Annotated in this window: 20 protein-coding genes and 1 riboswitch; of the genes, 7 read left to right on the forward strand and 13 right to left on the reverse strand. The window is 67.5% G+C overall.

Annotation, left to right across the window (positions count from 1 at the left end):
• Positions 1-5: 5 nt before the first annotated feature.
• A complete protein-coding gene (locus NA10_RS23110; protein WP_067571386.1) occupies positions 6-2,186 on the reverse strand; it encodes a molybdopterin-dependent oxidoreductase in 2,181 nt (726 codons plus the stop codon).
• Positions 2,187-2,190: 4 nt separating this feature from the next.
• Complete coding sequence (locus tag NA10_RS23115; RefSeq protein WP_067571388.1) at positions 2,191-2,856, reverse strand: NUDIX domain-containing protein; 666 nt, start codon at positions 2,854-2,856, stop codon at positions 2,191-2,193.
• 132 nt (positions 2,857-2,988) lie between these two features.
• On the opposite strand from NA10_RS23115, the gene NA10_RS23120 reads away from it, so the two are divergent.
• From NA10_RS23120 to NA10_RS23130, 3 genes are read left to right on the forward strand one after another with little or no spacing between them, the layout of a single operon-like run.
• Positions 2,989-4,320, forward strand: coding sequence for a GlnX family signal transduction membrane protein (locus tag NA10_RS23120; protein WP_067571390.1), 1,332 nt, complete (start codon positions 2,989-2,991; stop codon positions 4,318-4,320).
• The gene (locus tag NA10_RS23125) at positions 4,317-5,300 is read left to right on the forward strand and encodes a glutamate ABC transporter substrate-binding protein (RefSeq protein WP_067571392.1); all 984 of its coding nucleotides are present in this window, start codon (positions 4,317-4,319) and stop codon (positions 5,298-5,300) included. The genes NA10_RS23120 and NA10_RS23125 overlap by 4 nt, the downstream gene beginning before the upstream one ends.
• 1 nt (position 5,301) lies before the next feature.
• Positions 5,302-7,758: a serine/threonine-protein kinase gene (locus NA10_RS23130; RefSeq protein WP_084515147.1), complete on the forward strand. Its 2,457-nt coding sequence runs from the start codon at positions 5,302-5,304 to the stop codon at positions 7,756-7,758.
• Between the two features lie 189 nt (positions 7,759-7,947).
• Here the strand turns inward: NA10_RS23130 and NA10_RS23135 are convergent, their stop codons facing one another.
• From NA10_RS23135 to fgd, 3 genes are all read right to left on the reverse strand, one after another.
• On the reverse strand, positions 7,948-9,144 hold the full coding sequence (locus NA10_RS23135) for an acetate kinase (RefSeq protein WP_067571393.1): 1,197 nt from the start codon (positions 9,142-9,144) through the stop codon (positions 7,948-7,950).
• The gene (gene pta, locus NA10_RS23140; RefSeq protein ID WP_067571396.1) at positions 9,141-11,225 is read right to left on the reverse strand and encodes a phosphate acetyltransferase; all 2,085 of its coding nucleotides are present in this window, start codon (positions 11,223-11,225) and stop codon (positions 9,141-9,143) included. The genes NA10_RS23135 and pta overlap by 4 nt, the downstream gene beginning before the upstream one ends.
• Positions 11,226-11,314: 89 nt before the next feature.
• Complete coding sequence (fgd, locus tag NA10_RS23145; RefSeq protein ID WP_067571398.1) at positions 11,315-12,322, reverse strand: glucose-6-phosphate dehydrogenase (coenzyme-F420); 1,008 nt, start codon at positions 12,320-12,322, stop codon at positions 11,315-11,317.
• A 304-nt stretch (positions 12,323-12,626) separates the two neighbouring features.
• On the opposite strand from fgd, the gene NA10_RS23150 reads away from it, so the two are divergent.
• Positions 12,627-13,385, forward strand: a complete 759-nt coding sequence (locus tag NA10_RS23150; RefSeq protein ID WP_174562546.1) for an HAD-IIA family hydrolase — start codon at positions 12,627-12,629, stop codon at positions 13,383-13,385.
• Positions 13,386-13,398: 13 nt separating this feature from the next.
• On the opposite strand, the gene NA10_RS23155 is transcribed toward NA10_RS23150, so the two are convergent.
• The 5 genes from NA10_RS23155 to NA10_RS23175 form a co-directional block, all read right to left on the reverse strand.
• A complete protein-coding gene (locus NA10_RS23155) occupies positions 13,399-13,845 on the reverse strand; it encodes a MarR family winged helix-turn-helix transcriptional regulator (protein ID WP_067571402.1) in 447 nt (148 codons plus the stop codon).
• Entirely contained in the window at positions 13,842-14,483 is a 642-nt protein-coding gene (locus NA10_RS23160; protein ID WP_067571404.1) for a type 1 glutamine amidotransferase family protein, read from the reverse strand. Before NA10_RS23160 ends, NA10_RS23155 begins: the two co-directional genes overlap by 4 nt.
• A gap of 56 nt (positions 14,484-14,539) precedes the next feature.
• Positions 14,540-15,754, reverse strand: coding sequence for an O-succinylhomoserine sulfhydrylase (locus tag NA10_RS23165; protein WP_067571406.1), 1,215 nt, complete (start codon positions 15,752-15,754; stop codon positions 14,540-14,542).
• On the reverse strand, positions 15,751-16,173 hold the full coding sequence (locus tag NA10_RS23170) for a rhodanese-like domain-containing protein (RefSeq protein WP_067571443.1): 423 nt from the start codon (positions 16,171-16,173) through the stop codon (positions 15,751-15,753). The genes NA10_RS23165 and NA10_RS23170 overlap by 4 nt, the downstream gene beginning before the upstream one ends.
• A 14-nt stretch (positions 16,174-16,187) precedes the next feature.
• A riboswitch (SAM riboswitch) is annotated at positions 16,188-16,303 on the reverse strand.
• Between the two features lie 187 nt (positions 16,304-16,490).
• Positions 16,491-16,928, reverse strand: a complete 438-nt coding sequence (locus NA10_RS23175) for an Rv0361 family membrane protein (protein ID WP_157556690.1) — start codon at positions 16,926-16,928, stop codon at positions 16,491-16,493.
• A 289-nt stretch (positions 16,929-17,217) separates the two neighbouring features.
• Between NA10_RS23175 and NA10_RS23180 the strand changes: the two genes are divergently transcribed.
• On the forward strand, positions 17,218-18,624 hold the full coding sequence (locus NA10_RS23180; protein WP_067571409.1) for an FAD-dependent oxidoreductase: 1,407 nt from the start codon (positions 17,218-17,220) through the stop codon (positions 18,622-18,624).
• Positions 18,625-18,700: 76 nt separating this feature from the next.
• Positions 18,701-19,573 (forward strand): amidohydrolase family protein, encoded by an 873-nt coding sequence (locus NA10_RS23185; protein ID WP_067571411.1) that lies wholly within the window; start codon positions 18,701-18,703, stop codon positions 19,571-19,573.
• Here the strand turns inward: NA10_RS23185 and NA10_RS23190 are convergent.
• Entirely contained in the window at positions 19,560-20,042 is a 483-nt protein-coding gene (locus NA10_RS23190; protein WP_067571413.1) for a DUF456 domain-containing protein, read from the reverse strand. The genes NA10_RS23185 and NA10_RS23190 overlap by 14 nt on opposite strands.
• A 145-nt stretch (positions 20,043-20,187) precedes the next feature.
• Between NA10_RS23190 and NA10_RS23195 the strand changes: the two genes are divergently transcribed.
• Positions 20,188-21,285 carry a CaiB/BaiF CoA transferase family protein gene (locus tag NA10_RS23195; protein ID WP_067571415.1) on the forward strand — a complete coding sequence of 366 codons (1,098 nt, stop codon included), beginning with the start codon at positions 20,188-20,190 and terminating at the stop codon, positions 21,283-21,285.
• A 106-nt stretch (positions 21,286-21,391) separates the two neighbouring features.
• On the opposite strand, the gene NA10_RS23200 is transcribed toward NA10_RS23195, so the two are convergent.
• Positions 21,392-21,619: a hypothetical protein gene (locus tag NA10_RS23200; RefSeq protein ID WP_067571417.1), complete on the reverse strand. Its 228-nt coding sequence runs from the start codon at positions 21,617-21,619 to the stop codon at positions 21,392-21,394.
• 130 nt (positions 21,620-21,749) lie between these two features.
• Complete coding sequence (locus tag NA10_RS23205) at positions 21,750-22,295, reverse strand: YceI family protein (protein ID WP_067571445.1); 546 nt, start codon at positions 22,293-22,295, stop codon at positions 21,750-21,752.
• Between the last annotated feature and the right edge of the window lie 99 nt (positions 22,296-22,394).

The following is a 22,394-nucleotide window of genomic DNA, read 5'->3' on the forward strand; positions in this document are numbered from 1 at the left end:
CGGTCTCAGCCCGGCGGGACCGGGTCCAGGCGGATCGGGACGCCGTTGAGATGAGACATTCCGGCGAGTGGTTCGATATCGGCCGGATCGGTGGACATGAGTTCATTGGGGTTGACCCCGCCCGCGGCATTGGCCCGCCGCCACCCGCCGGTATGCCCCCAGCCGTGCGGGATGGCCACCGCGCCCTCGGTCATATCCGAGGTGAGGTGGGCGGTGAGCTCGATCGAACCGTGGGGTGAGGTCACCCGGCAGCGGGAGCCGTCGGAAATCCCCGCCACCGCCGCGTCTTTGGGGTTGATGCGGGCAGCCTGCACGCGGTCGCCGCGCATCAGGAATTCGGAGTTGTGCATCCAGGAATTGTGCGATTTGAGTTCGCGCATACCGATCAGGCGCAGCGGATAGGACGGGTCGACCGGGGCGGCGGTCAGATCCTGGAGTTCGGCGAGGATTTCGGCCGGGGCGAGATGAACTCGTTTGTCCTTGTGCCGCACCACATCCCGCAGGACGCCCGTGGTGATGGCGTCGGCCAGCACCACGCCGTGCGGATGACGGCGGAGCATTCTCAGGCTCAGGCCGCCGCGGCGCAGCCCGAACAGATCGCCGTAGGGACCGGTGCGCAGGGCCAGATCGACCAGCAGGGGCGGTGTGGGACGCGCGGAGCGGCCACCGGGAACCCCGCGCAGGCGGCTCAGCAGACGGCCTGCCGCCCTGGGCCCGATCACGAAGGGCTGCACGCCGATTCGAGTGGCGATGGCATCGATGATGCGCCACTCCTCGCGCGCCTCGCCGTACGGCTCCAGCACGCGCTCGGTGTACTGGGTGTACGGGGTCGGCGCGAGCGCGGTGAACGGCAGCGAGATGTCATCGCGCTCCAGGAAGGTGGTCGCGGGCAGGATGTAGTCGGCGGTGCTGTTGGAATCGTTGCGGTACAGGTCGATCGAGACGTAGAGATCGAGTTGCGCCAGGGCGGTGGACAATTCGCGGCCGTTCGGCACCGAGGACACTGGATTTCCCGCCGAGGTGAACAGGGCGCGCAGCTGACCCGGGCCCGGCGTGGTGATCTCCTTGGCCATCACCGCGGCGGGGAAGGTGCCCAGCACATCGGGGAAATCGCCGATGCGAGAACGGTTCTTACCGTATTTGATCAGGCCGAGGCGGGCGTTCAACTCCGAGACCGCCACCAGCTCCCTACCGAAGACCGAGCCGCCGGGTGCATCCAGATTGCCGGTGACCACGGCCAGCGCGTCGATGAGGAAGGCGACCAGGGTGGCGTGGCGGCCCAGGCAGGTGCCGGTGCGGCCGTAGACGGCGGCGGAGTTCGCGCGCGCCAGATCGCGGGCCAGCGCCCGCACCGCATCGGGTTCCAGACCGGTCAGCACGGCGGTCGACTCCGGGGTGAATCGTGCTACGGCAGCGCGCAATTCGCGGACACCGGCGGCCTGCGCGCGCAGCGCCCGCGCATCCTCCAGCCCTTCGGCGAAGATGACCTGGAGCAGGCCGGCCAGCAGCCACGCGTCACGGTCGGGCCGCACGCCCACATGCTCGAACAGTCGCGCGGTCTCGGTGCGCCGGGGATCCACCACCACCACGCGCCCACCACGCTTGGTGATCGCCATGAGCTTCTCCCGAATTCGCGGCACGCTCATCGCGCTGCCGTGCGACACCACGGGATTCGCGCCCAACATGAGCAGGAAATCGGTGCGGTCCAGGTCCGGGACCGGCACCGAGGTCAGCGATCCGTACAGCAGTTCGCTGGCCACGAAGCGATTGTTGATGTCCTGCGAGCCCGCCGAGTACACGTGCCGCAGTCCGGCGGCGAGCTGAAAACCCACCAGCCACAACGTATGTGAATAGGAGAACGAGGACGGATTGCCGAAATACCACCCCAGGCTCTCGCGCCCGTGCGCGGCGATGATCGCGCGCAGCCGCGCACCGATATCGTCCAGCGCCTCATCCCAGGTGACCCGCTCGAAGCCGTCCGGAGTGCGACGCAAAGGATAGAGCACCCGATCCGGATCGTTCTGGATCTCGGTGAACGCGATACCTTTCGGACACGCGTTGCCCCGGGAGAGCGGATGTTCCCCGTCCGCCCGCAGCCGCACCAGTTTCCCGTCCTCGACGGTGGCGATCAGCCCGCAGAGCGGTTCGCAGATTCGACAGTACGTGGGGATCTCACGCTGGCTCACGCCCTCAAGACAACACCTGGTCCAGGGTGAGGTACAACACATTTCCGGCCACATCCGGGGTCGATTCGGCCGCCCCGATGCGGGCCGCGCGGGCATCGCCATTGCCGTCCGAACGCAGCCAGAGGAACTCCGCGCCGGGTATCTCCAGGGTGCGTGGCAATGCGGCCGCCACCGTCTCTGGATCCGCCAGACCGTCCAGGCTGACCCGGGCGGGGGTGGCGCGCAACAGCGGCCAGGCGGCGGCGAAACCGGGATGCAGCGGCCGGGCGTCCACCTCGGTCTCGGGCACCCACGCCAATTCGGTGCTCTCCGGATTTCCCCGGGTGCGCAATCGGGTGAGGGCGTCGGCGATGACCGTGGTGTACGTCCAGCCACTGGCCGCGGTGGCGGTCACCCGCTGCGCCCGCACCCGAATGGATCCGGCGACGATGCCCGCCTCCTCCTCGGCCTCGCGGACGGCGGCGTGCACGCTCGACTCGTGCGAATCCCGCGCCCCGCCGGGCAGCGCCCAGGTGCCGCCCTGATGACTCCAGGCCGAGCGATGCTGCAGCAGCACCGCCGACCCGCCATCGGCGAGCGGGGCGCGCAGCAACAGTCCGGCAGCTCCGAAACGACCCCATTGGCGGGTGCCATCGGGGCTCTCCGCCCAGCCGTCGCCGTCACCACGCATACTTTCGATCCCATCCTCGGACCGCGCCGCACAGACCTCCGGGTGTTCCCGCGTCACGGCACAGGTACGTCCACAATAAGCTCATTCGACATCAACAAGTCGATCGTTCGGTTTCGGTCAGTGGGAGGTGAAATGGTTCGCACCGAGCAGTTGCGGCTCGACGAGCTGTCCCCCCGCGCTGCCGCGGCCGCGGTGCGGGAACGGCTCTCCAGCACCGAGATGCGACTGTTCGCGCACTCCTCACCGGCCAAACTGATAGCCGTCGGACTGGTTTTGCTGGGAATGTGCCTGGCCGCCGGGGTGGTCACCGCGAACGCGGTGAACAACCGCCAGCACGCCCTGGACGTGCTGTTGGATCAGGCCGAGCCGGATGCGTACTCGGCGCAGCGGCTGTACACCTCGCTGTCGGTGGCCGACGCCTCAGCGGGCACCGCCTTCATCTCCGGCGGACTCGAGCCCAAGGCCGTGCGCGACCGCTACAACCAGGCCGTCGGCGAGGCGGCGGCGGAACTGGTGACCCAGTCCAATCGCAGTGGCGGCGACGCGGATACCCATCTGCGCACCGGCATATCCACCGGGCTTCCGGTTTATTGCGGGATCGTGGAGACCGCGCGCGCGGACAATCGCAGTGGACTGCCGCTGGGGGCCGCCTATCTCAGCGAGGCGTCCAATCTCATGCAGGGCACCCTGCTGCCCATGGCGCAGGAATTGCAGGAGCACCGCTCGGCGGCCATCACCGCCACCCAGCGCAATCATGTGCGCCCGCCGTGGTCGGCCATCGCGACCCCGTTGCTGGCGGTGGCGGCGCTGGTCGCGGCGCAGTTGTTCCTGTCCCGGCGCTGGCATCGGGTGCTCAACCCCGGCCTGCTGCTGGCCACCGGCACCATGGTGGTGCTGCTGGGCTGGACGGTGGTCGCCGGATTCATCTCCGCGGTGGACACCACCGACGCCCGCGACAGCGGCAGTATCCCCACCGCGGCGCTCACCGAGAGCCGCATCCTGGCCCAGCAGGCCCGCACCGCCGAAACCCTGAAACTGGTGCGGCGCGATACCAGTACCGAATACGACAACACCTACGACAGGGCCACCGCCCGGCTGCGCGATATCTTCGCCGGCTACGACGGGGACGCCCCGGGCGCGGGCGAGGTGAAGACCGCGAGCGCGGCCCTGGATCGCTGGCGGGCCGCGCATCAGCGCATGAACGACGCGCTCTCCAAGGGCGATTTCATCGGTGCGGGCGCGGTGGCCACCGGACCGGGCGCGAACGAGGCCTCCGCCCAGGTGGACGCCCTGGACCGCGCGCTCGGCAATGGCATCACCGATACCCGGGACGAATTGCGCGGCAACACCTCTCACGCCGCCCGCACGCTGGATCTGCTCGCCCCGGGCGCACTGGTGCTGAGCACCGCGGCGGCCGTGCTGGTGGCGGCGGGACTGTGGCCGCGACTACGGGAGTACCGATGAACCGCGGCCTGATTCGACTGCTGCCCGCCGCCGTCGCGGGCGTGCTGGCCCTGGCGCTGGCCGGCTGCGCCGACGGGGACGCGCCCGCACCGCATTCCACCCGCGCACCGAGCTATGTCGAACCGCCGCTGCCCTCGGGAGCCATTACGGCACAGGCGAACGCGCCGCTGCCACCCGCCGCGGCGAACTGCGGGGATCCGACCGCGAGCCTGCGCCCGGGCGGGGGTGCGAGCACCCCGAATCTCGATGCCATTCGCGCGCGCGGGCGACTGCTCGTCGGATTGGATCCGGGAAGCAATCTCTTCAGCTTCCGCGATCCGACCACCGGTGCGCTGGCCGGATTCGATGTGGAGATCGCCCGGGAACTGGCCCGCGATCTGCTCGGCAATCCCGACTCCATCGAATACCGGATCCTGGGCTCGGCGGACCGCGAGAAGGCGTTGCAGGAGCATACCGTCGATGTCGTGGTGAAAACCATGACCATCAATTGTGAACGGCGGCAACGGGTCACCTTCTCCACCTCGTATCTGCAGGCGCATCAGCGGGTGCTCACCGTGCACAACTCCGGCATCGGCGGACTCGCCGATCTGGCGGGCAAACGGGTGTGCGTGGTGCGCGGCACCACCTCGCTGGATCTGATTCGCGTCCAGCAGCCCGCGGTCTCGGTTCTCACCGTGCCCAGCTGGGCGGATTGCCTGGTGGTGTTGCAGCAGCGGCAGGTCGACGCCATCAGCACCGACGACACGGTGCTGGCGGGGCTGGCGGTCCAGGATCCGGCCACCGAGGTGGTGGGGCCGAATCTGAGCACCGAGCAGTACGGCATCGGCATCTCCCAGGGCTCGGACGATCTGGTGCGCTTCGTCAACGGCACACTGGAGCGCATTCGCTCCGACGGCACCTGGAACCGCCTCTATCACCGTTGGCTGGCAACCGAACTCGGCGACGCCGCCATTCCGCCGCCGCCCAGGTACCAGGACTGAGATGACCGATCCCGAGGAACCGGACGCCACCCGCGCCACCGAGCGGACGGGCGATGGGGGCACCCGGACCCAGGCCACCGAACGCTTGTCGAAGGATCGGGGCGTGGCCGGACCCGCCACCCAGGCGACCGGGCATATCGCCGCGACCGCCGCTGTCCCCGGCACGCAGGGGTTTCCGCGCACCGAGGCCACCGAACGCTTCGAGATCGGCGGCTCCGCCACACCCGAGGCCGCCGAATCGAGCGGGGCGCAGGGGGATTCGGGCGAATCCGAGGGCGAGACGCGCACACCCACCCGGCCGTCCCAGCGCACCGCGCGCATGTCCCGGCCGCGACCAGTGGTGCGGCGGCTCGGCGCGGGACTGGTGCCGATTCCCGCCGTGGAACCGGTCGATCCGGAGGCGGAGGTGCTCGCCGATCCGGTGGTGGCCGAGGGGCGCAGATTCTGCTGGCGCTGCGGGAAACCGGTCGGCCGCGCCACCGCCGCGCATCCGGCCACCACCGCGGGCACCTGTGAAACCTGCGGTGCGCCTTATGATTTCCGGCCGTCACTGCATCAGGGCGATCGGGTGGCCGGACAGTACGAGATCCAGGGCTGTATCGCGCACGGCGGACTCGGCTGGATCTATCTGGCCATCGACCGCAATGTCAGCGACCGCTGGGTGGTGCTCAAGGGCCTGCTGCACGCCGGTGACGCCGAAGCGCAGGCGGTGGCCGTGGCGGAACGGCAATTCCTGGCCGAGGTGGTGCACCCCAGCATCGTCAAGATCCACAATTTCGTGGAACATCCGGACGCGGACGGCTCCCCCGTCGGCTACATCGTCATGGAGTACGTCGGCGGTCACTCCCTGCGCGATCTGCTCGAACAGCATGTGCGCCCGGAGCGGATGCCGGTCACCGAGGCCATCGCCTATGTACTGGAAATCCTTCCGGCACTGGACTATCTGCACTCGGTGGGACTGGCTTACAACGATCTCAAGCCGGACAACATCATGGTCACCACCGACCGGGTGGAGCTCATCGACCTGGGCGCGACCTCGCCCTTCGAGGCGTACGGAAACCTGTACGGCACCAGGGGTTTCCAAGCTCCCGAGATTCCGCGGACCGGCCCCACGGTGGCCTCGGACATCTATACGGTCGGGCGCACCCTGGCCGTGCTCACGCTGAACATGCCGATGGAGAAGGGCGCGTACTGCGAGGGCATTCCAGCGGCGAAGGATCAGCCGGTGCTGGCCCGGCACGAGTTCTTCCACCGGCTGCTGCTGCGCGCCACCGATCCGGATCCGGACCGCCGCTTCGCCTCGGCCCGACTGCTGGGCGGTCAGCTCACCGGTGTGCTGCGCGAGATCCTCGCGGTCGAGACCGGGAATGAACATCCGCAGCTGTCAACGCTTTTCAGTCCGCCGCGCACCAGCTTCGGCACCGAGGAGTTCGTGGCGCAGACCGACGGCATCATCGACGGCATCAATCGCGGCACCCTGCTCGATCCGCGCGCCGTGGTGGCCGCGCTCCCGGTGCCGCTGGTCGATCCGACCGATCCCTCCGCACCGCTGCTGGCGGGTGCGGCGCATCCCGAGGCCCGGCACGCCCTCGACGAACTGCGGCACGCCCGCCAGCGTGCGGCGGCCGAACCCGGCGGCGCGCCAGAGACTTTCGAGCTGGAGGTCACCCTCGCCGAGGCCCGCGCCCACCTGGATCTGGAGGAACCGGCCGCCGCCCGCATGCTGCTGCGCCGGCTCACCGGCACCGAGCAGCCGCCCTCGGAGGATTGGCGCGCCGACTGGTATCTCGGTATGGCCGAACTGCTGGAGCAGGATTACGAACGCGCCTTCGCCCGCTTCGACGCCGTCCTGGAGGCCATCCCCGGCGAGATCGCACCCAAACTCGCGCTCGCCGCGACCGCGGAACTCATTCTGCAACACTGGGATTCCCCCGAACCCGAGGAGTGGCGCGCCTACGCCGAGAAGTACTACGCCACCGTCTGGCGCACCGACCGCGGCGTGGTCAGCACCGCCTTCGGCTTGGCCCGGCAACTGGCCGCGGCCGGGCGCACCGCCGATGCGGTGCACGCGCTGGACGAGGTGCCGCCCGCCTCCCGGCACTACTCCGAGGCCCGGATGACCGCGGTGCTCATGCTGCTCACCAGCGCCCCGGTCGAACAGCTCGACGAGGCCACCCTGCACGTGGCCGCGGCCCGGGTACAGGCGCTGCCACCCGGGGAGAGCCGCACGGCGCAGTTGCGCATTCTGGTGCTGGGGACCGCGCTGGGCTGGTTGCGAGCCGGGCACACCCCGAAAACCTCGGACGCCAAGATATTCGGCGCGCAGTTCAACGAACGCGAGCTGCGCCGGGGTATCGAGACCGGACTGCGCGGGCTGGCGCGCTCGGCGCCCGGGCGCACCCATCGCTACGCGCTGGTCGACCTGGCCAATGCGGTGCGCGCCAAATCCTGGTTCTGACACCGGAAATACCCGTGCCGCAGCTGTCCTTCGGGGGCAGCCGAGAGGTAGCAGGAACTGGCGAGGGACGGTCAGTACCTACCGCAGCTGTGCGTATGCGACACGGGTTCCGGGGTCCCTTCGGGAGTGGATCCGGGGACCACTCTCGCAGCGCCTCCGTGATGTTTTCATGAAGCCGCGCGGTGCGGTTCACCCCACCAGGCGGGCGGCCGCGCGGGCGATGGCGAGCTCCTCATTGGTGGGCACCACCAGCACCGCGACCTCCGCGTCGTCCGGCGAGATGTACCGCGCCGAGCGATCTTTGGCGGTATTGCGCGCCGGATCGACCCGAATGCCGAAGCGCTCCAACTCGGCCAGCGCCGCCGCCCGGACCCGGGCGTCGTTCTCGCCCACACCGGCGGTGAAGGTGATGGCGTCCACCCGGCCCAGTTCCACCAGATACGCGCCGATATAGCGGCGCAGGCGGTGGATGTAGACGTCGAAGGCCAGCCGCGCCGCGGCGTCACCGGTGTCGATGAGACGGCCGAGTTCGCGGAAATCGTTCACCCCGGCCAGGCCCTTGATACCGGACTGCCGGTTCAGCAGAGCATCCACATCGTTCACATCCATATCCGCGGTACGGATCAGATGGAAGATGATGCCGGGATCCAGATCACCGGAGCGGGTTCCCATGACCAGACCCTCCAGCGGGGTCAGGCCCATGGTGGTGTCCACCGCCTTACCGCCGCGAATGGCGGAGGCCGACGCGCCGTTGCCCAGGTGCAGCACGATCTGATTCAGCTCCGCGGGCTCCCGGCCCAGGAATTCCGCGACCTGTCCGGAGACGTACTGGTGCGAGGTGCCGTGGAAGCCGTAGCGCCGGACACCGTGCGCGGCGGCGACTTTCGCGTCGATGGCGTAGGTCTTGGCGGCCGCGGGCAGACCGTGGAAGAAGGCGGTGTCGAAGACCGCCACCTGCGGCACACCCGGTAGCAGTTCGCGGGCGCTCTCGATACCCACCACATTGGCCGGATTGTGCAGTGGCGCGAGCGCGGACAGCTGCGAGATGGCCTCGAGCACCTCATCGGTGACGAGGGTGGGCTCGTAGAACACCTCGCCGCCGTGCACCACTCGATGCCCGACCGCGCGCAGGCCCGCCTCGGCCAGATCGTGGCCGCTCTCGGCGAAGAGGTCGAAGACCAGGCGCAGTCCGGTGGCGTGATCGGGCACCTCGCCGTCGTGCTCGAAAGTCCTTCCCTCACTCTGGTGTTCGATACTGGGCGAGCCCTCGGCGACGGGTTCGCCGATCCGCTGCACCACCCCGGCCGCGACCACCCGCGCCGAATCCGGATCCAGCAGCTGGTATTTGATCGACGACGACCCGGAGTTGATCACCAGGACATTCATTTCGCTGTCTCCTGCTGTGCCTGAATCGCGGTGATGGCAACGGTATTGACGATATCGGCGACCAGCGCACCCCGGGACAGATCGTTCACCGGCTTGCGCAGGCCCTGCAGCACCGGGCCGATGGCCACGGCCCCTGCGCTGCGCTGCACCGCCTTATAGGTGTTGTTCCCGGTATTGAGGTCCGGGAAGATGAAGACCGTCGCCTGCCCGGCCACCGCCGAATCCGGCAGTTTGGTGCGCGCCACCGTCGGCTCGATGGCGGCGTCGTACTGGATCGGGCCCTCCACCAGCAGTTCGGGCTCCCGCTCGTGCACGAGTTTGGTTGCGGTGCGCACCTTCTCGACATCCGCGCCGGAGCCGGACTCACCGGTCGAGTAGGACAGCATGGCCACCCGCGGATCGATGCCGAACTGGGCGGCGGTGCGCGCGGACGAGATGGCGATATCGGCCAACTGCTCCGAGGTCGGATCGGGGACCACCGCGCAGTCGCCGTAGGCCAGCACCCGATCCGCCAGGCACATGAGGAAGACGCTGGAGACGGTGGAGACGCCCGGCATGGTCTTGATGATCTCGAACGAGGGCCGGATGGTGTGCGCGGTGGTGTGCGCGGCCCCCGACACCATGCCGTCGGCGACGCCCATATGCACCATCATGGTGCCGAAATACGAGATGTCACCGAGGTATTCGCGGGCGCGATCCACCGTCATGCCCTTGTGCGCGCGCAGCCGGGCGTACTCCTGCGCGAATTCGTCGCGCAGCGGACAGGTCCTGGGATCGAGCACCTCGGCGGCCTCGATATCCACCCCGAGTTCGGCGGCGCGACCGCGCACGGCGGCCTCGTCGCCGAGGATGGTGAGATCGGCGATCTTGCGTTGCAGCACGCGTCCGGCGGCGCGCAGAATGCGGTCGTCATCGCCCTCGGGGAGCACGATGCGCTTGCGATCGGAGCGGGCGCGTTCGATGAGCTGATACTCGAACATCTGCGGTGTCACGATATTCGGAATCGGAATCTCGATCTGCTGCAACAGCTCTCGCGCGTCCACCCGCTCCTCCATGAGCGCGAGCGCGGTATCGACCTTGCGGATGCTGGAGAGCGAGACCCGGCCGCGGGTGCGGGCGGCGGCCTTGGCGGTGGCGAAGGTGCCCAGGGTGGTCGACAGGATCGGCAGCTTGGGCTTGAGCCCGGCCATCAGCCGGGCGATCGACGGCGCGGGCTGCATATCGCCGTTCATGATGATGCCCGCCAGCGATGGAAAGCCCTCCGCCTCATGGGCGTTCACCAGCGCGAGCAGTACGTCCGAGCGGTCACCGGGGGTGATGACGGCGACGCCGTCGGTGAGCCGCTCCAGAATGTGCTCGGTGGTCATCCCGCCGATGATCACGGTGAGCGCCTCGCGCTGCAGCAATTCCGGGTCGCCGCTGTAGATTTCGCCGTCGATGGCCTGGCACAGCTCCTCCATGGTGGGGGCCTGCAACAGCGGCACCTCGGGCAGCGTCCAGGACGGCACCGCGGCCGCCCGCGCCAGCGCGGCGGTATCGGCCTCGATCTGATCGGGATCACAGCGGTTGGCGATCACCGCGACGAGTTTGGCGTGCTCGGCCACCAATTCGGTGCGGCACAACTCCACCAGCTGCGCCAATTCGTCCGGGGTGCGCTCGGCGCCGCGCACCACGAGCAATACGGGCGCACCGAGATTCACCGCGATGCGGGCATTGAAGCGCAATTCGCTCGGGCTGGCGACATCGGTGTAATCACTGCCCAGGATGAGCACGGCATCGCACTGTTTGGCCATGGCGTGATACCGCATGACGATCTCGCTGATGGCGGCGTCCGGATCGGCGTGCACCTGTTCGTAGGTGACGCCGATCGACTGGTCGTAATCGTCGTCGGCGGTGGAGTGCTCGAGGAGTAGTTCCAGGATGTAATCGCGTTCGGTCGCCGAGCGGGTGATGGGCCGGAACACCCCGACTCGCGGCGTCGTCGCGGCGAGCGCCTGCAGCACGCCCAGAGCCACGGTCGACTTGCCGGTGTCGCCCTCGGGCGACGCGATGTACACACTGGAAACCGGTGAGGCAGCCATGGATCAGAGACTACCGACCGTTAAGTGTGGATTTACGGGGTGCGGCGCCGACGTGCCGAACATCATGCGCACCGCACCCCGGGAGCGAACTACAGCGCGCGCAGGCGCGGGGCCAGATCCCGCTGGAACAGCTCGAGGAAGCGCAACTGATCGTGGCCGGGGGCGTGGAAGACCAGGTGATTCAGGCCCGCGTCCAGGTACGGCTGAATCAACTCCACGGCCTGGTCCGGATCACTGGCGACAATCCAGCGCTTGGCGATCTGCTCGATCGGCAGCGCGTCCGCGGCGGCCTCCATCTCGATCGGATCGTGAATCGAGTGCTTCTGCTCGGCGGTCAGCGAGAGCGGGGCCCAGAAGCGCGTATTCTCCAGCGCCAGTTCGGGATCGGTGTCGTAGGAGATCTTGATCTCGATCATCCGGTCGATGTCCTCGACGGTGCGGCCGACCTTGGCCGCACCCTCGGCGACCGCGGGCATGAGCTTGTCGGTGTACAGGTCCATACCCTTGCCCGAGGTGCAGATGAAACCGTCGCCCGCGCGCCCCGCGTACCGCGCCACCAGCGGGCCGCCCGCGGCGATGTACACCGGGATGCCGCCCTTGGGCACGTCGTAGATGGAGGCGCCGACGGTCCGGTAGTACTCGCCGTCGAAGTCGACGCGATCACCGGTCCACAGCGCGCGCATCAGATCCACCGATTCGCGCAGGCGCGCGAAACGCTCCTTGAACTCCGGCCATTCGCCCTGATACCCGGTGGCGATCTCGTTCAGCGCCTCACCGGAGCCGACGCCCAGCATGACCCGATCCGGGTACAGGCAGCCCATGGTGGCGAAGGCCTGCGCGATCACGGCGGGGTTGTAGCGGAAGGTGGGGGTCAGCACCGAGGTGCCGAGCATGATGCGCTCGGTGCGCTCGCCCACCGCGGCCATCCAGGCGAGCGAGAACGGGGCGTGCCCGCCATTGTGCCGCCACGGCTGGAAGTGATCGCTCACCGTCGCGCTGTCCATACCGTGCTGTTCGGCCGCGACCGCGATCTCCACCAGTTCCCTGGGGCCGAACTGCTCCGCCGACGCCTTGTATCCGAGCTTGAGGTCCTTCACCGCGCCACTCCTGTCGCCTTGTTGCGCTTGGTTCGTGCGAGCCAACCTCCCGCACCACCGTCCGGACATGTGCCCGATTCACGGCCTGCTTCGCACCCTAGTCAGCGCTGTGGCGGGGGTCGCACCCACATCGGCGAACCGGGATGTGACCGCTGGTATTCCGGAACCGGCGATCGGGTTGACGCCGTACGAACCGACCAGATGGTAGGACGAATTCGCCCCGCTGCCACCGAACCCGGGTTCGATAGCGGACAATTGCCTCGTGACCTCTATCGAAGAACCGATCCTGTCCTACTTGACCGACATGGACGGCGTCCTCGTGCACGAGAACCACATGGTGCCGGGCGCGGACCAATTCCTGGCTGAACTGCGCGACAACGACATCCCGTTTCTGGTGCTGACCAACAACTCGATCTACACCGCCCGCGACCTCCAGGCGCGCCTGCGGCACACCGGACTCGACATCCCGGTCGAATCCATCTGGACCTCCGCGCTGGCCACCGCCGACTTCCTCAAGGATCAGCGCCCCAATGGAACCGCCTATGTCGTAGGCGAATCCGGGCTCACCACCGCCCTGCACGAAATCGGTTACGTCCTCACCGACAGCGAACCGGACTATGTCGTGCTCGGTGAGACGCGCACCTATTCGTTCGAGGCCATCACCACCGCCATTCGGCTCATCTCGGCGGGCGCGCGCTTCATCGCCACCAATCCCGATCCGACCGGACCCTCGCGCGAGGGCATCCTCCCGGCCACCGGATCGGTCGCGGCGCTCATCACCCGCGCCACCGGTAAGGAGCCCTACTACGTGGGCAAGCCGAATCCGCTCATGATGCGATCGGCGCTGCGGCGGATCGGCGCGCACTCGCAGTCCACCGTCATGATCGGCGACCGGATGGACACCGATGTCATCTCCGGTTTGGAGGCGGGCATGCGCACGATTCTGGTGACCACCGGCATCTCCACCCAGGCCACCGTCGAGCAGTATCCGTACCGCCCGACCGCCATCCTGCGCTCGGTCGCCGAACTGGTCGGCAAGACCAAGTCCCCGTTCGACCTCTGAAAGTACTTGCGGGTTACTCGGATTCGAGGACCTCGAGCGCGGCCGACAGGGCCGTGAGCGCATCCACGATCCGGGTGAACCGCTCGATCCCCAGCTCGGCGGTGAGCCGGGCGGCCAGCTTCGAATGCTGCGGGTTGATACGCCGGACCGCGTCGTGACCCTCCGGCGTGATGGCGACGAGTTTGGCGCGCTTGTGCAGCGGGTTCGGCCGGTACTCGGCGAAACCCTTGTCCACCAGCAGATCCGCGATGCGCTGCACGCTCTGCCGGGTGATGCCCATCTCCCGGGCGATCCCCGCCACCGGCAGCGGTTCGTGCAGCACCGCGCCCAGCACCTGCCACCAGGCGGCGGTGATGCCCGCCGGTTTGGCCAATTCCTCGGCGATGGTGAGGAATTGGCCGTTCAGCTTGAACGAGGTGATGGCCGCCGCGCTGAAGAGCTCCGATTCGCTTCGGCTCATGACGCGCCCGCCGCGGCGCGGCTTTGCTCGTATTCGGCGAGTGCGAAGAATCCGGCCGGATCGTTCCGCCCGTACAGCCGGTACCAGGCGTCCAGGATGTGCGGTTCGTAGATCTCCAGCCGCCCGAGGATGGCGCGGGCGAAATCCACCGGCATGGTGCCGCTGGCGGTGATGAGGTCACCATCGGTGACGGCGGACTCGTGGACGAACTTGTCGCCGCCCGAATATCCGCTCATGGCAAGGTATTCCGCGGCATTGCTGGTGTGCGGGCGGCCATCGAGCAGGCCCGCGCTCGCCAGGCCGAAGGTCGCGCCGCAGATGGCGGCGACCGGGGTCGCGGCGGTGAGGAATTCGCTCGACTTGTCCGCGAAGGCGGCCAGCGCACCGGTTTCCCAGGTGGCCGAGCCGGGCAGGATCAGCATGGCGCTGTCCGCCGGGGTGAGATCCTCCAGCGAGATATCCGGGGTGACCCGCATACCGCCCATGGAAACGACGGGATCGGTGGTCGCGCCGACGGTGCGGACCCGCCACGCACCGGGTTCGCGGTGCCACAGTTCACGGTTGATATGCGCCGTGGCGAATCCGGTCTCCCAGTCGGAGAAGGTGTCGTACACGGCGAGATGCACTGTTTTAATCATGACAGCATCCTGTCAAAATGACAGGATGCTGTCAATAGCCGCCGGTGGCCGCCGGTTCAGCCGAGCGCCCGATCCAGATCGCCCAGCAGATCCTCGACATCCTCCAGGCCGATCGAAATCCGCAGCACACCATCCGAAAGACCAATGGCGGCACGGCCTTCCGGGCCCATGGCGCGGTGCGTCGTGGTCGCCGGATGGGTGATCAGGGTCTTCGAATCGCCCAGATTGTTGGAGATATCGATAATGCGCAGCCCATTGAGGACCTCGAAGGCACGCTTCTTGCCCGCCTCGGCCGCGGCCTTCAACTCGAAGGTCACCACGGTGCCACCGCCGGACATCTGACTCTTGGCCAGCTCGTACTGCGAATGCGACTTCAGGAACGGGTACTTCGCCCACGCCACGGCCGGGTGCCGCTCCAGGAACTCCGCGATGCGCAGCGCCGACTCGGTGGACTGGCGCACCCGCAAAGGCATGGTCTCCAGACCCTTGAGCAGGGTCCACGCATTGAACGGGCTCAGCGCCGGACCCGTATGGCGCATCAGGTTTTTCACCGGGCCGTCGATGTAATCGTGCGAACCCAGGATCGCCCCGCCGAGCACTCGGCCCTGACCGTCGATGTGCTTGGTGCCGGAGTAGACCAGCACATCCGCGCCGAGCTCGAAGCCCTTCTGCAGCAGCGGGGTGGCGAAGACGTTGTCCAGCACCACTTTCGCGCCCGCGGCATGCGCGAGATCGCAGACCGCGCGCACATCCACCAGCGACTGCATCGGGTTGGACGGGGTCTCGAAGAACACCGCCTGGGTGGGCACCGACAGCGCCTGCTCCCACTGCGCCAGATCCTCACCGTCGACGAAGACGGTCTCCACGCCCCAGCGCGGCAGAATCTCATTGGCCACCACGAAGCAGGAGCCGAACAGGCTGCGCGCGGCCACCAGTCGGTCACCGGCCTTCAACAGCGCGCCCAGCGCGGTGAAGACCGCGGACATACCGCTGGCGGTGGCGAAACACGCTTCCGCGCCATCGATCAGGCGCAACCGCTCCTCGAACATCGCGACCGTCGGATTGCCGTAGCGCGAGTACACGAAATGCTCGATATCGCCGGTGAAGGCGGCCTCGGCGGCCTCGGCGCTCTCGTAGACGAAACCCGAATTGAGGAACAGCGCCTCGGAGGTCTCGTCGTAACCCGAGCGGCGCAGTCCACCGCGCACCCCCAGGGTGGCGGGGCCGACGCCCTCGGGCAGCGGCCGCTCGAACGATCCACCGGTGATCATGACTGCCTCCACGGCAAACCATCGGCGCGCCAGCCTTCGCTGCCGCGGTGTCCCTGCGCGTCGAGCGCGCCTTCGAAACCCTCGAGAACATTGAAGGACGGCGACAGGCCGATGGCGGTGGCCGCGGTGGCCGCGCCGATGGAGCGCTGACCCGAGCGGCAGATGAAGATGACAGGCGCCTGCGAATCCGCGGCGCGCTCGCCCAGGGCCTGCTTCAACTGATCCACGAAGCGCGCGTTCGGCGTACCGCTGGTGTCCACCCACTCGATCAGCGCGGTCGGCCGGCCGATGCCACTGGTGTCGGGGACCCCGACGAATCGCCATTCGGCTTCGGTGCGCACATCCACCAGCACCGCATCCGGATTGTCACGCAACAACTCCCACGCCTGCTTCGGCGTGATATCGCCCGCGTAGCTCACTTCGACCTCCTGTGAATCCGCACTTGCCGCACCGTTGCCCGATGCGCGGCCAGGTCGTCACCCGGAGCACCCCACCGCGGAGGAGGGTTGCCGACCAGCCAGCCGGGGCTTGGCGCTGGTACTCATGACCTGCGTTGAGATTGACCGAAAAAAGGGTCCGCTGTCAAACCATCTGTGCCCGATTTTGCCTACGCTGCGCCGCGGCGGTTCGTGGCCCTGTGACCCCGATTCTTCCCTCCCTCCGCTCCGCCGCTTCGCTCCCCCGCTGCACTCAGTCCAGAATCGGGGGCGGGCCACGAACATGCAGGTGGATGCGGTTATGGGTTGCACACCAGCCAGCGGGAATCGTCGCGGGTGAAGTGCCAGGTGGAGGTTGATTCCCTGTCCGCGGTCTTCGAGGTGACCTGGGCTGTGGCCTTATCGCCGTTCACCGTGGGATCGACGAGTTTCACGAAGTCGAACGCGGTCCCGTCACCCACCTTGGCGGGTGCGAGCGGGGAGCGCGTCTCGTCGAATCCCGAGCACACCACGCGGTCGTCGAGTGTGCCGGTGGCGCTGCGGGATTGGAGGAACTTGCGGGCGGCCAGGTTCAGCCGGTCCGAATCTGTGACATTCTTCTCAACCGGCGAAACCAGGGCGGCGACCACTATTCCGACGATCACCAGCACCAGCACGCCCGCCGCCACCAGGAAGGGCAGCAGACTGCGGGTGCTGCTCTGATCGATCCGTATGCGCTGGTCGTCGGCATCGCTCATGACTCGATCATGCCCGGTCGACACGGGGGGACCGATCGCGACACCGGCGCACGGCAATACCGGGCGTTCGTATAGTTCACCGGCACCGGCGCGGGCGGGGGTTCCTCCCACCGATAGAATCGGCACAATTCCCCGCGCGAAAACGGGAATAGCGATACCACGCAGCAACGCTGCAGCTTCGGGGATTCCAACGAGGGGCTACCCGAAGCAAGTGCGTCAACTTAGCCTAAGCTAAGAAGGACGGCTGAGACTTGACGGCAACATAGTTCAACCAAAGGGTGCGCCAAGAATGACCGAACAGAGTGCAGCGACCCGCCCGCTACGCATTGCGATCGTGGGCGCAGGCCCGGCCGGAATCTACGCGGCGGACGCGTTGATGAAATCCGATAGCCCCACCGGTTTCGATGGGGTGAGCATCGATCTGTACGAGCGGATGCCCGCACCATTCGGTTTGATCCGCTACGGCGTCGCCCCCGACCACCCGCGCATCAAGGGCATCATCACCGCCCTGCACAAGGTGCTCGACAAGGACCAGGTGCGCCTGCTCGGCAATATCGACTACGGCGTCGACATCAACCTCGAAGACCTGCGGCGCTTCTACGACGCGGTCATCTTCTCCACCGGCGCCAATGCCGACCGCGCGCTCGAGGTCCCCGGCATCGATCTGGACGGCTCCTACGGCGCCGCCGACTTCGTCTCCTGGTACGACGGCCACCCGGACGTGCCGCGCGAATGGCCGCTGGACGCCGAGAAGGTCGCCGTCCTCGGCGTCGGCAATGTGGCCCTGGATGTGGCGCGCGTCCTCGCCAAGACCGGCGATGAGCTGCTGCCCACCGAGATCCCGCCGAACGTCTACGAGGGCCTCAAGCAGAACAAGGCGCTCGAGGTGCACGTCTTCGGCCGCCGCGGTCCCGCCCAGGCCAAGTTCACCCCGCTGGAACTGCGCGAACTCGACCACTCCCCGACCATCGAGGTCATCGTGGACCCCGAGGACATCGACTACGACGAGGGTTCGGAGGCCGCACGCCGGCACTCCAAGCAGGTCGACATGATCTGCAACACCCTCGAGCAGTGGGCCATCCGCGATGTGGGCAACCGCCCGCACAAGCTGTTCCTGCACTTCTTCGAGAATCCGGCCGAAATCCTCGGCGCGGACGGCAAGGTCGTGGGCCTGCGCACCGAGCGCACCGTCCTGGACGGCACCGGAAACGTCAAGGGCACCGGCGAATTCAAGGACTTCGACGTACAGGCGGTGTACCGCGCGGTCGGCTACCTGTCGCAGAACATCCCGGCGCTGCCGTTCGACGATCAGGCCGGCACCGTGCCCAATGAGGCCGGACGCGTCCTGGTGGACGAGAACGCCGACGGTGCGGCCCGTTTCATGCCGCAGACCTACGTCACCGGCTGGATCAAGCGCGGCCCGGTCGGCCTCATCGGCCACACCAAGGGCGATGCCAACGAGACCATCGCCTGCCTGCTCGACGACACCGCGAACTTCACCCCGGCCGCCGAGCCGGAGCTGGACGCGGTCACCAAGTTCCTGGAGGACAAGGGCGTCCCCTTCACCACCTGGGCCGGCTGGTACCGCCTGGACGCGCACGAACGCGCCCTCGGCGAGCCCGAGGGCCGCGAGCGGGTCAAGGTCGTCGAGCGTGCGGACATGCTGCGCGCCAGCGAACCGGACAAGGTTTCCTGACCCACCTGACCTGGCCCAATCCGACAGGTGGACAAGGTCTTCCGCACTTGTCACCGTTGTGAGGCATGCTGATCACGTGTTCGATGCCCATCTCCACATCTTCGACCCGCGGTTCCCGCTGGCCGAGAACGAGGGCTACCTGCCCGACCCGTACACCATCGAGAATTACCGGCACCGCATGCGGCGCTTCGATATCGACGGTGGTGCGGTCGTCAGCGGGTCCTTCCAGGGCACCGACACCAGTTTTCTCCGGGCTGCCCTCGCCGAATTGGGTGCGGGCTGGGTCGGCGTGGTCAATCTGACCGAGGACGCCACCGACGAACAGATTCTGGAGTTGGACCGCGCGGGAGTGCGCGCGGTCCGCTTCAATTTCAAGCGCGCGGGCGGCGATATCGTCGGTCTCACCATGCTCGCGCTGCGCGCCTACGAACTGGCCGGCTGGCATGTGGAGCTCTATATCGACGGGTCCATGCTGGGCTCGCTGGAACCGGTCATCACCAAACTGCCCAAACTCTCCATCGATCACATGGGCATGTCCGATGAATGCCTGCCGTACCTGCTGAATCTGGTGGATCGCGGTGCGAAGGTGAAGGCGTCGGGCTTCGGGCGGGTCTCCATGAATGTGGGGACGGCGCTGCGCCGGGTGCACGCGGTGAATCCCGAGGCGCTCATGTTCGGCTCCGATCTGCCGGGCACCCGGGCCGGACGGCCGTTCCTGGACACCGATATCCGCGTCATCTCCGATGCGGTCGGCGGTGATCTGCACATGGTGCTGGAAGACAACGCGCGCGCGTTCTATCGGCTGCCCGCCAAGGATCGGCGTATCGAGGATCCCGTGCCGACACTGCCGCTGGTCCGGCCCGAGCCGCCGACGCTGCGGCTACAGCGGTCCGAATTGCCCGCACCGCCGACCCTGCCGCTGCCCCGGATCGACCCTAGAGGGCGATAGCGGCGATCAGCCAGACACCCGCGGCCAGCAGCGCGCCGAACAGTTCCACCAGCATGGACAGGCCGACGCCCTTGAGCGCGTGCACCGTCGACTGCCAGGCCGGCTGCTGTTCGCGCAGCCGTTGCAGCTCCGAAACGTACACGCCCAGCACGAATCCCAGGAACAGCCCGATCACCGGCACCACGAAGAAGCCGATGATGCCCAGCACCGCGCCCAGCACGAGCGAGCGGTTCGGCACGCCCGCCTCGCGGAGTTTGCGGCCCGGCCAGGTGTACTTGATGATGCCGCTGATCACCAAAAGCGTTGCGCAGACCGCGAATACCACCCAGGCGGACGCGCCGCCGGTCATGATCGCCCAGATCAGAATGGCCGCCAGAATCAGCAGCACGCCGGGCAGGATGGGCACGATCACCCCGAGCAGGCCGACAAGTATCGCGAGGCCGACCAAGACCTCGCCCGATGCGCTCACTGCTGATCCTCCCGATAGCGACTCCCCGCATTGTCGCCTACCCGGGAGGGCTTGTCAGGGTGCATACGGCTCGCGTTATTGTCATTGCGTCAACACCGGCGTTGTGAGCCGGTGTGCACCGAGCCGACGATGAACCGAGGTAGGCGTGAGCACTCCATCCACCGCCAAGCAGGGCCCGCTCGCGGGCATCCGGGTAGTTGAACTGGCCGGAATCGGCCCCGGCCCGCACGCCGCGCTGCTGCTCGCGGATCTGGGCGCGGACGTGGTGCGCGTACAGCGGCCCAACCAGCTGCCCGGCTTCATGGAGCGGGCGCAGTGGCGCGGGCGCACCATTGTCGAGGCCAATCTGAAGGATCCGGCCGATATCGAGAAGGTGCTCGGCCTCATCGAGAAGGCCGATGTCCTGCTCGAGGGTTTCCGCCCCGGCGTCACCGAGCGTATGGGACTCGGTCCCGATATCGCGCTGGAGCGCAATCCGCGACTGGTCTACGGCCGCATGACCGGATGGGGCCAGTACGGTCCGCTCGCCGATCGCGCCGGACACGACATCAACTACATCTCGCTCACCGGTGTGCTCAATGCCATCGGCCGCAAGGGCGAACGCCCGGTCCCGCCGCTGAATATGGTCGGCGACTTCGGCGGCGGCTCCATGTTCCTGGTCTTCGGCATTCTCGCCGCCCTGGTGGAGCGGCAGAACTCGGGTAAAGGTCAGGTCATCGACTCGGCCATGATCGATGGGGCGCTTGCCCTTTCGCACATGATCTGGGGCATGCGGGGCGTCGGCCTGTGGTCCGATGAACGCGGCACCAACCTGCTCGACACCGGTATGGCGTTCTACGACACCTACGAGACCTCCGACGGCAAGTACATGGCGGTCGGTTGTATCGAACCGCAGTTCTACGCCGAGATGCTGAAGGGTCTGGAGATCGATCCCGAGGGTCTGCCCATGCAGATCGACCCGAACGGCCAGGACCAGCTGCGCAAACTCTTCACCGAGAAGTTCAAGACCAAGACCCGCGACGAATGGTGGGCCATCTTCGAGCACACCGACGCCTGCACCACCCCGGTGCTGACCTTCACCGAGGCGGAACAGAATCCGCACATCCAGGCGCGCACCGGACTCATCGAGATCGACGGCGTGGTCCAGCACGCCCCCGCGCCGCGCTTCTCGCGCACCCCGTCGGGCATCCCCACCCCGCCCCCGAACGAGGGCACCCCGATCGAAACCGTCTGGGCGGACTGACTTTTCCCCGACACGCCAGCGGCGGCACCCGGAATCGGGTGCCGCCGCTCGGCATTTCGGGGGGGCGGCATCGGCTCGGGGTGCGATGCCGCCGCACGCATCACCGTCAGTTCGACAGGAACAGGTACCAGAGGCCGTCGTCGCCCTGCTGGCAGGCCCAGTTGGTCCACTTGTCGTTGTCGCGGGTCACCTGGACATTGGGGCCGTCGGCCTGGCAGGCGGCCAGGGTCGAGTAGTTGCCCTCGACCTGAACGGTTTCGGCGGAGGCCAGGGCGGAGCCGCCGGCGACCAGACCGAGCGCGAGGGCGCCGACCGCGAGGGTGTTCTTCAACATGGGATATCTCCTGTTCGTGGCCCGGAATCTCCGTGCCACGCATAGGAAACCAATTGATCTATGACTGTTCTATGACCGCAGACGCCAGCGGCGGCACCCGAATCGGGCGCCGCCGCTTGGCAATTCGAGATCAGGCGGTGGGCTCGATCAGCTGGATGTCCAGCTCGATGGCGATCTTGTCGCCCAGCATGGCGCTGGGCAGACCGGCGGCGATATTGAATTCGCTGCGCTTGATGGTGCCGGTGGCGGTGAAGCCCGCGTGGCGCTTCTGATCGCCGGGGTGCACATGCACGCCGCCCCACTCGACATCGAGGGTGACCGGCTTGACGACGCCGCCGAGGGTGACCTCACCGGTGACCTCGAACTCCTCGGCGATATCGACGGGCTCGGTGACCTTGAAGTGCAGGGTCGAGAGGTTGGCGGTGTCGAGGATCTCAGCGCTGCGCACGTGGCCGTCGCGCATCTCGTTGCCGGTGTCGAAGGAGTCCAGGTAGATGGTGGCCTCGATGGTGACGGCCTTACCGGCCTCGTCCACCACGAAGGCGGTCTCGAACTTGTTGAAACGGCCGCGCACCTTGGAGATACCCAGGTGGCGAGCGGTGAAGTTGACCGAGGAGTGGTTGGCGTCCAGGTCCCACGCGCCGGGGGCCAGGGTGGTCTGCTCAGAAGTCGTCATGTCCATCATTCAAGCGGACCCCAGTCCGGTTAGCCACACCGTCTTGATCCTGGACCTGGCAGGGCTGGGATAACGGAGCCGGGAACAGGCACTATGGAT

Origin of the sequence: Nocardia acidivorans NBRC 108247, from assembly GCF_001625085.1 — a bacterium.
Taxonomy (GTDB): domain Bacteria; phylum Actinomycetota; class Actinomycetes; order Mycobacteriales; family Mycobacteriaceae; genus Nocardia; species Nocardia acidivorans.

Bases quoted from the DNA above. Each gene is read 5' to 3' on its own strand.
- NA10_RS23150 (WP_174562546.1), top strand. From the start codon at position 12,627: ATGGACGGCGTCCTCGTGCACGAGAACCACATGGTGCCGGGCGCGGAC.
- NA10_RS23180 (WP_067571409.1), top strand. From the start codon at position 17,218: ATGACCGAACAGAGTGCAGCGACCCGCCCGCTACGCATTGCGATCGTG.
- NA10_RS23125 (WP_067571392.1), top strand. From the start codon at position 4,317: ATGAACCGCGGCCTGATTCGACTGCTGCCCGCCGCCGTCGCGGGCGTG.
- NA10_RS23205 (WP_067571445.1), bottom strand. From the start codon at position 22,295: ATGACGACTTCTGAGCAGACCACCCTGGCCCCCGGCGCGTGGGACCTG.
- NA10_RS23165 (WP_067571406.1), bottom strand. From the start codon at position 15,754: ATGATCACCGGTGGATCGTTCGAGCGGCCGCTGCCCGAGGGCGTCGGC.
- NA10_RS23115 (WP_067571388.1), bottom strand. From the start codon at position 2,856: ATGCGTGGTGACGGCGACGGCTGGGCGGAGAGCCCCGATGGCACCCGC.
- NA10_RS23130 (WP_084515147.1), top strand. From the start codon at position 5,302: ATGACCGATCCCGAGGAACCGGACGCCACCCGCGCCACCGAGCGGACG.
- NA10_RS23155 (WP_067571402.1), bottom strand. From the start codon at position 13,845: ATGAGCCGAAGCGAATCGGAGCTCTTCAGCGCGGCGGCCATCACCTCG.
- NA10_RS23120 (WP_067571390.1), top strand. From the start codon at position 2,989: ATGGTTCGCACCGAGCAGTTGCGGCTCGACGAGCTGTCCCCCCGCGCT.
- pta (WP_067571396.1), bottom strand. From the start codon at position 11,225: ATGGCTGCCTCACCGGTTTCCAGTGTGTACATCGCGTCGCCCGAGGGC.
- NA10_RS23160 (WP_067571404.1), bottom strand. From the start codon at position 14,483: ATGATTAAAACAGTGCATCTCGCCGTGTACGACACCTTCTCCGACTGG.
- NA10_RS23175 (WP_157556690.1), bottom strand. From the start codon at position 16,928: ATGAGCGATGCCGACGACCAGCGCATACGGATCGATCAGAGCAGCACC.
- NA10_RS23200 (WP_067571417.1), bottom strand. From the start codon at position 21,619: ATGTTGAAGAACACCCTCGCGGTCGGCGCCCTCGCGCTCGGTCTGGTC.
- NA10_RS23135 (WP_067571393.1), bottom strand. From the start codon at position 9,144: ATGAATGTCCTGGTGATCAACTCCGGGTCGTCGTCGATCAAATACCAG.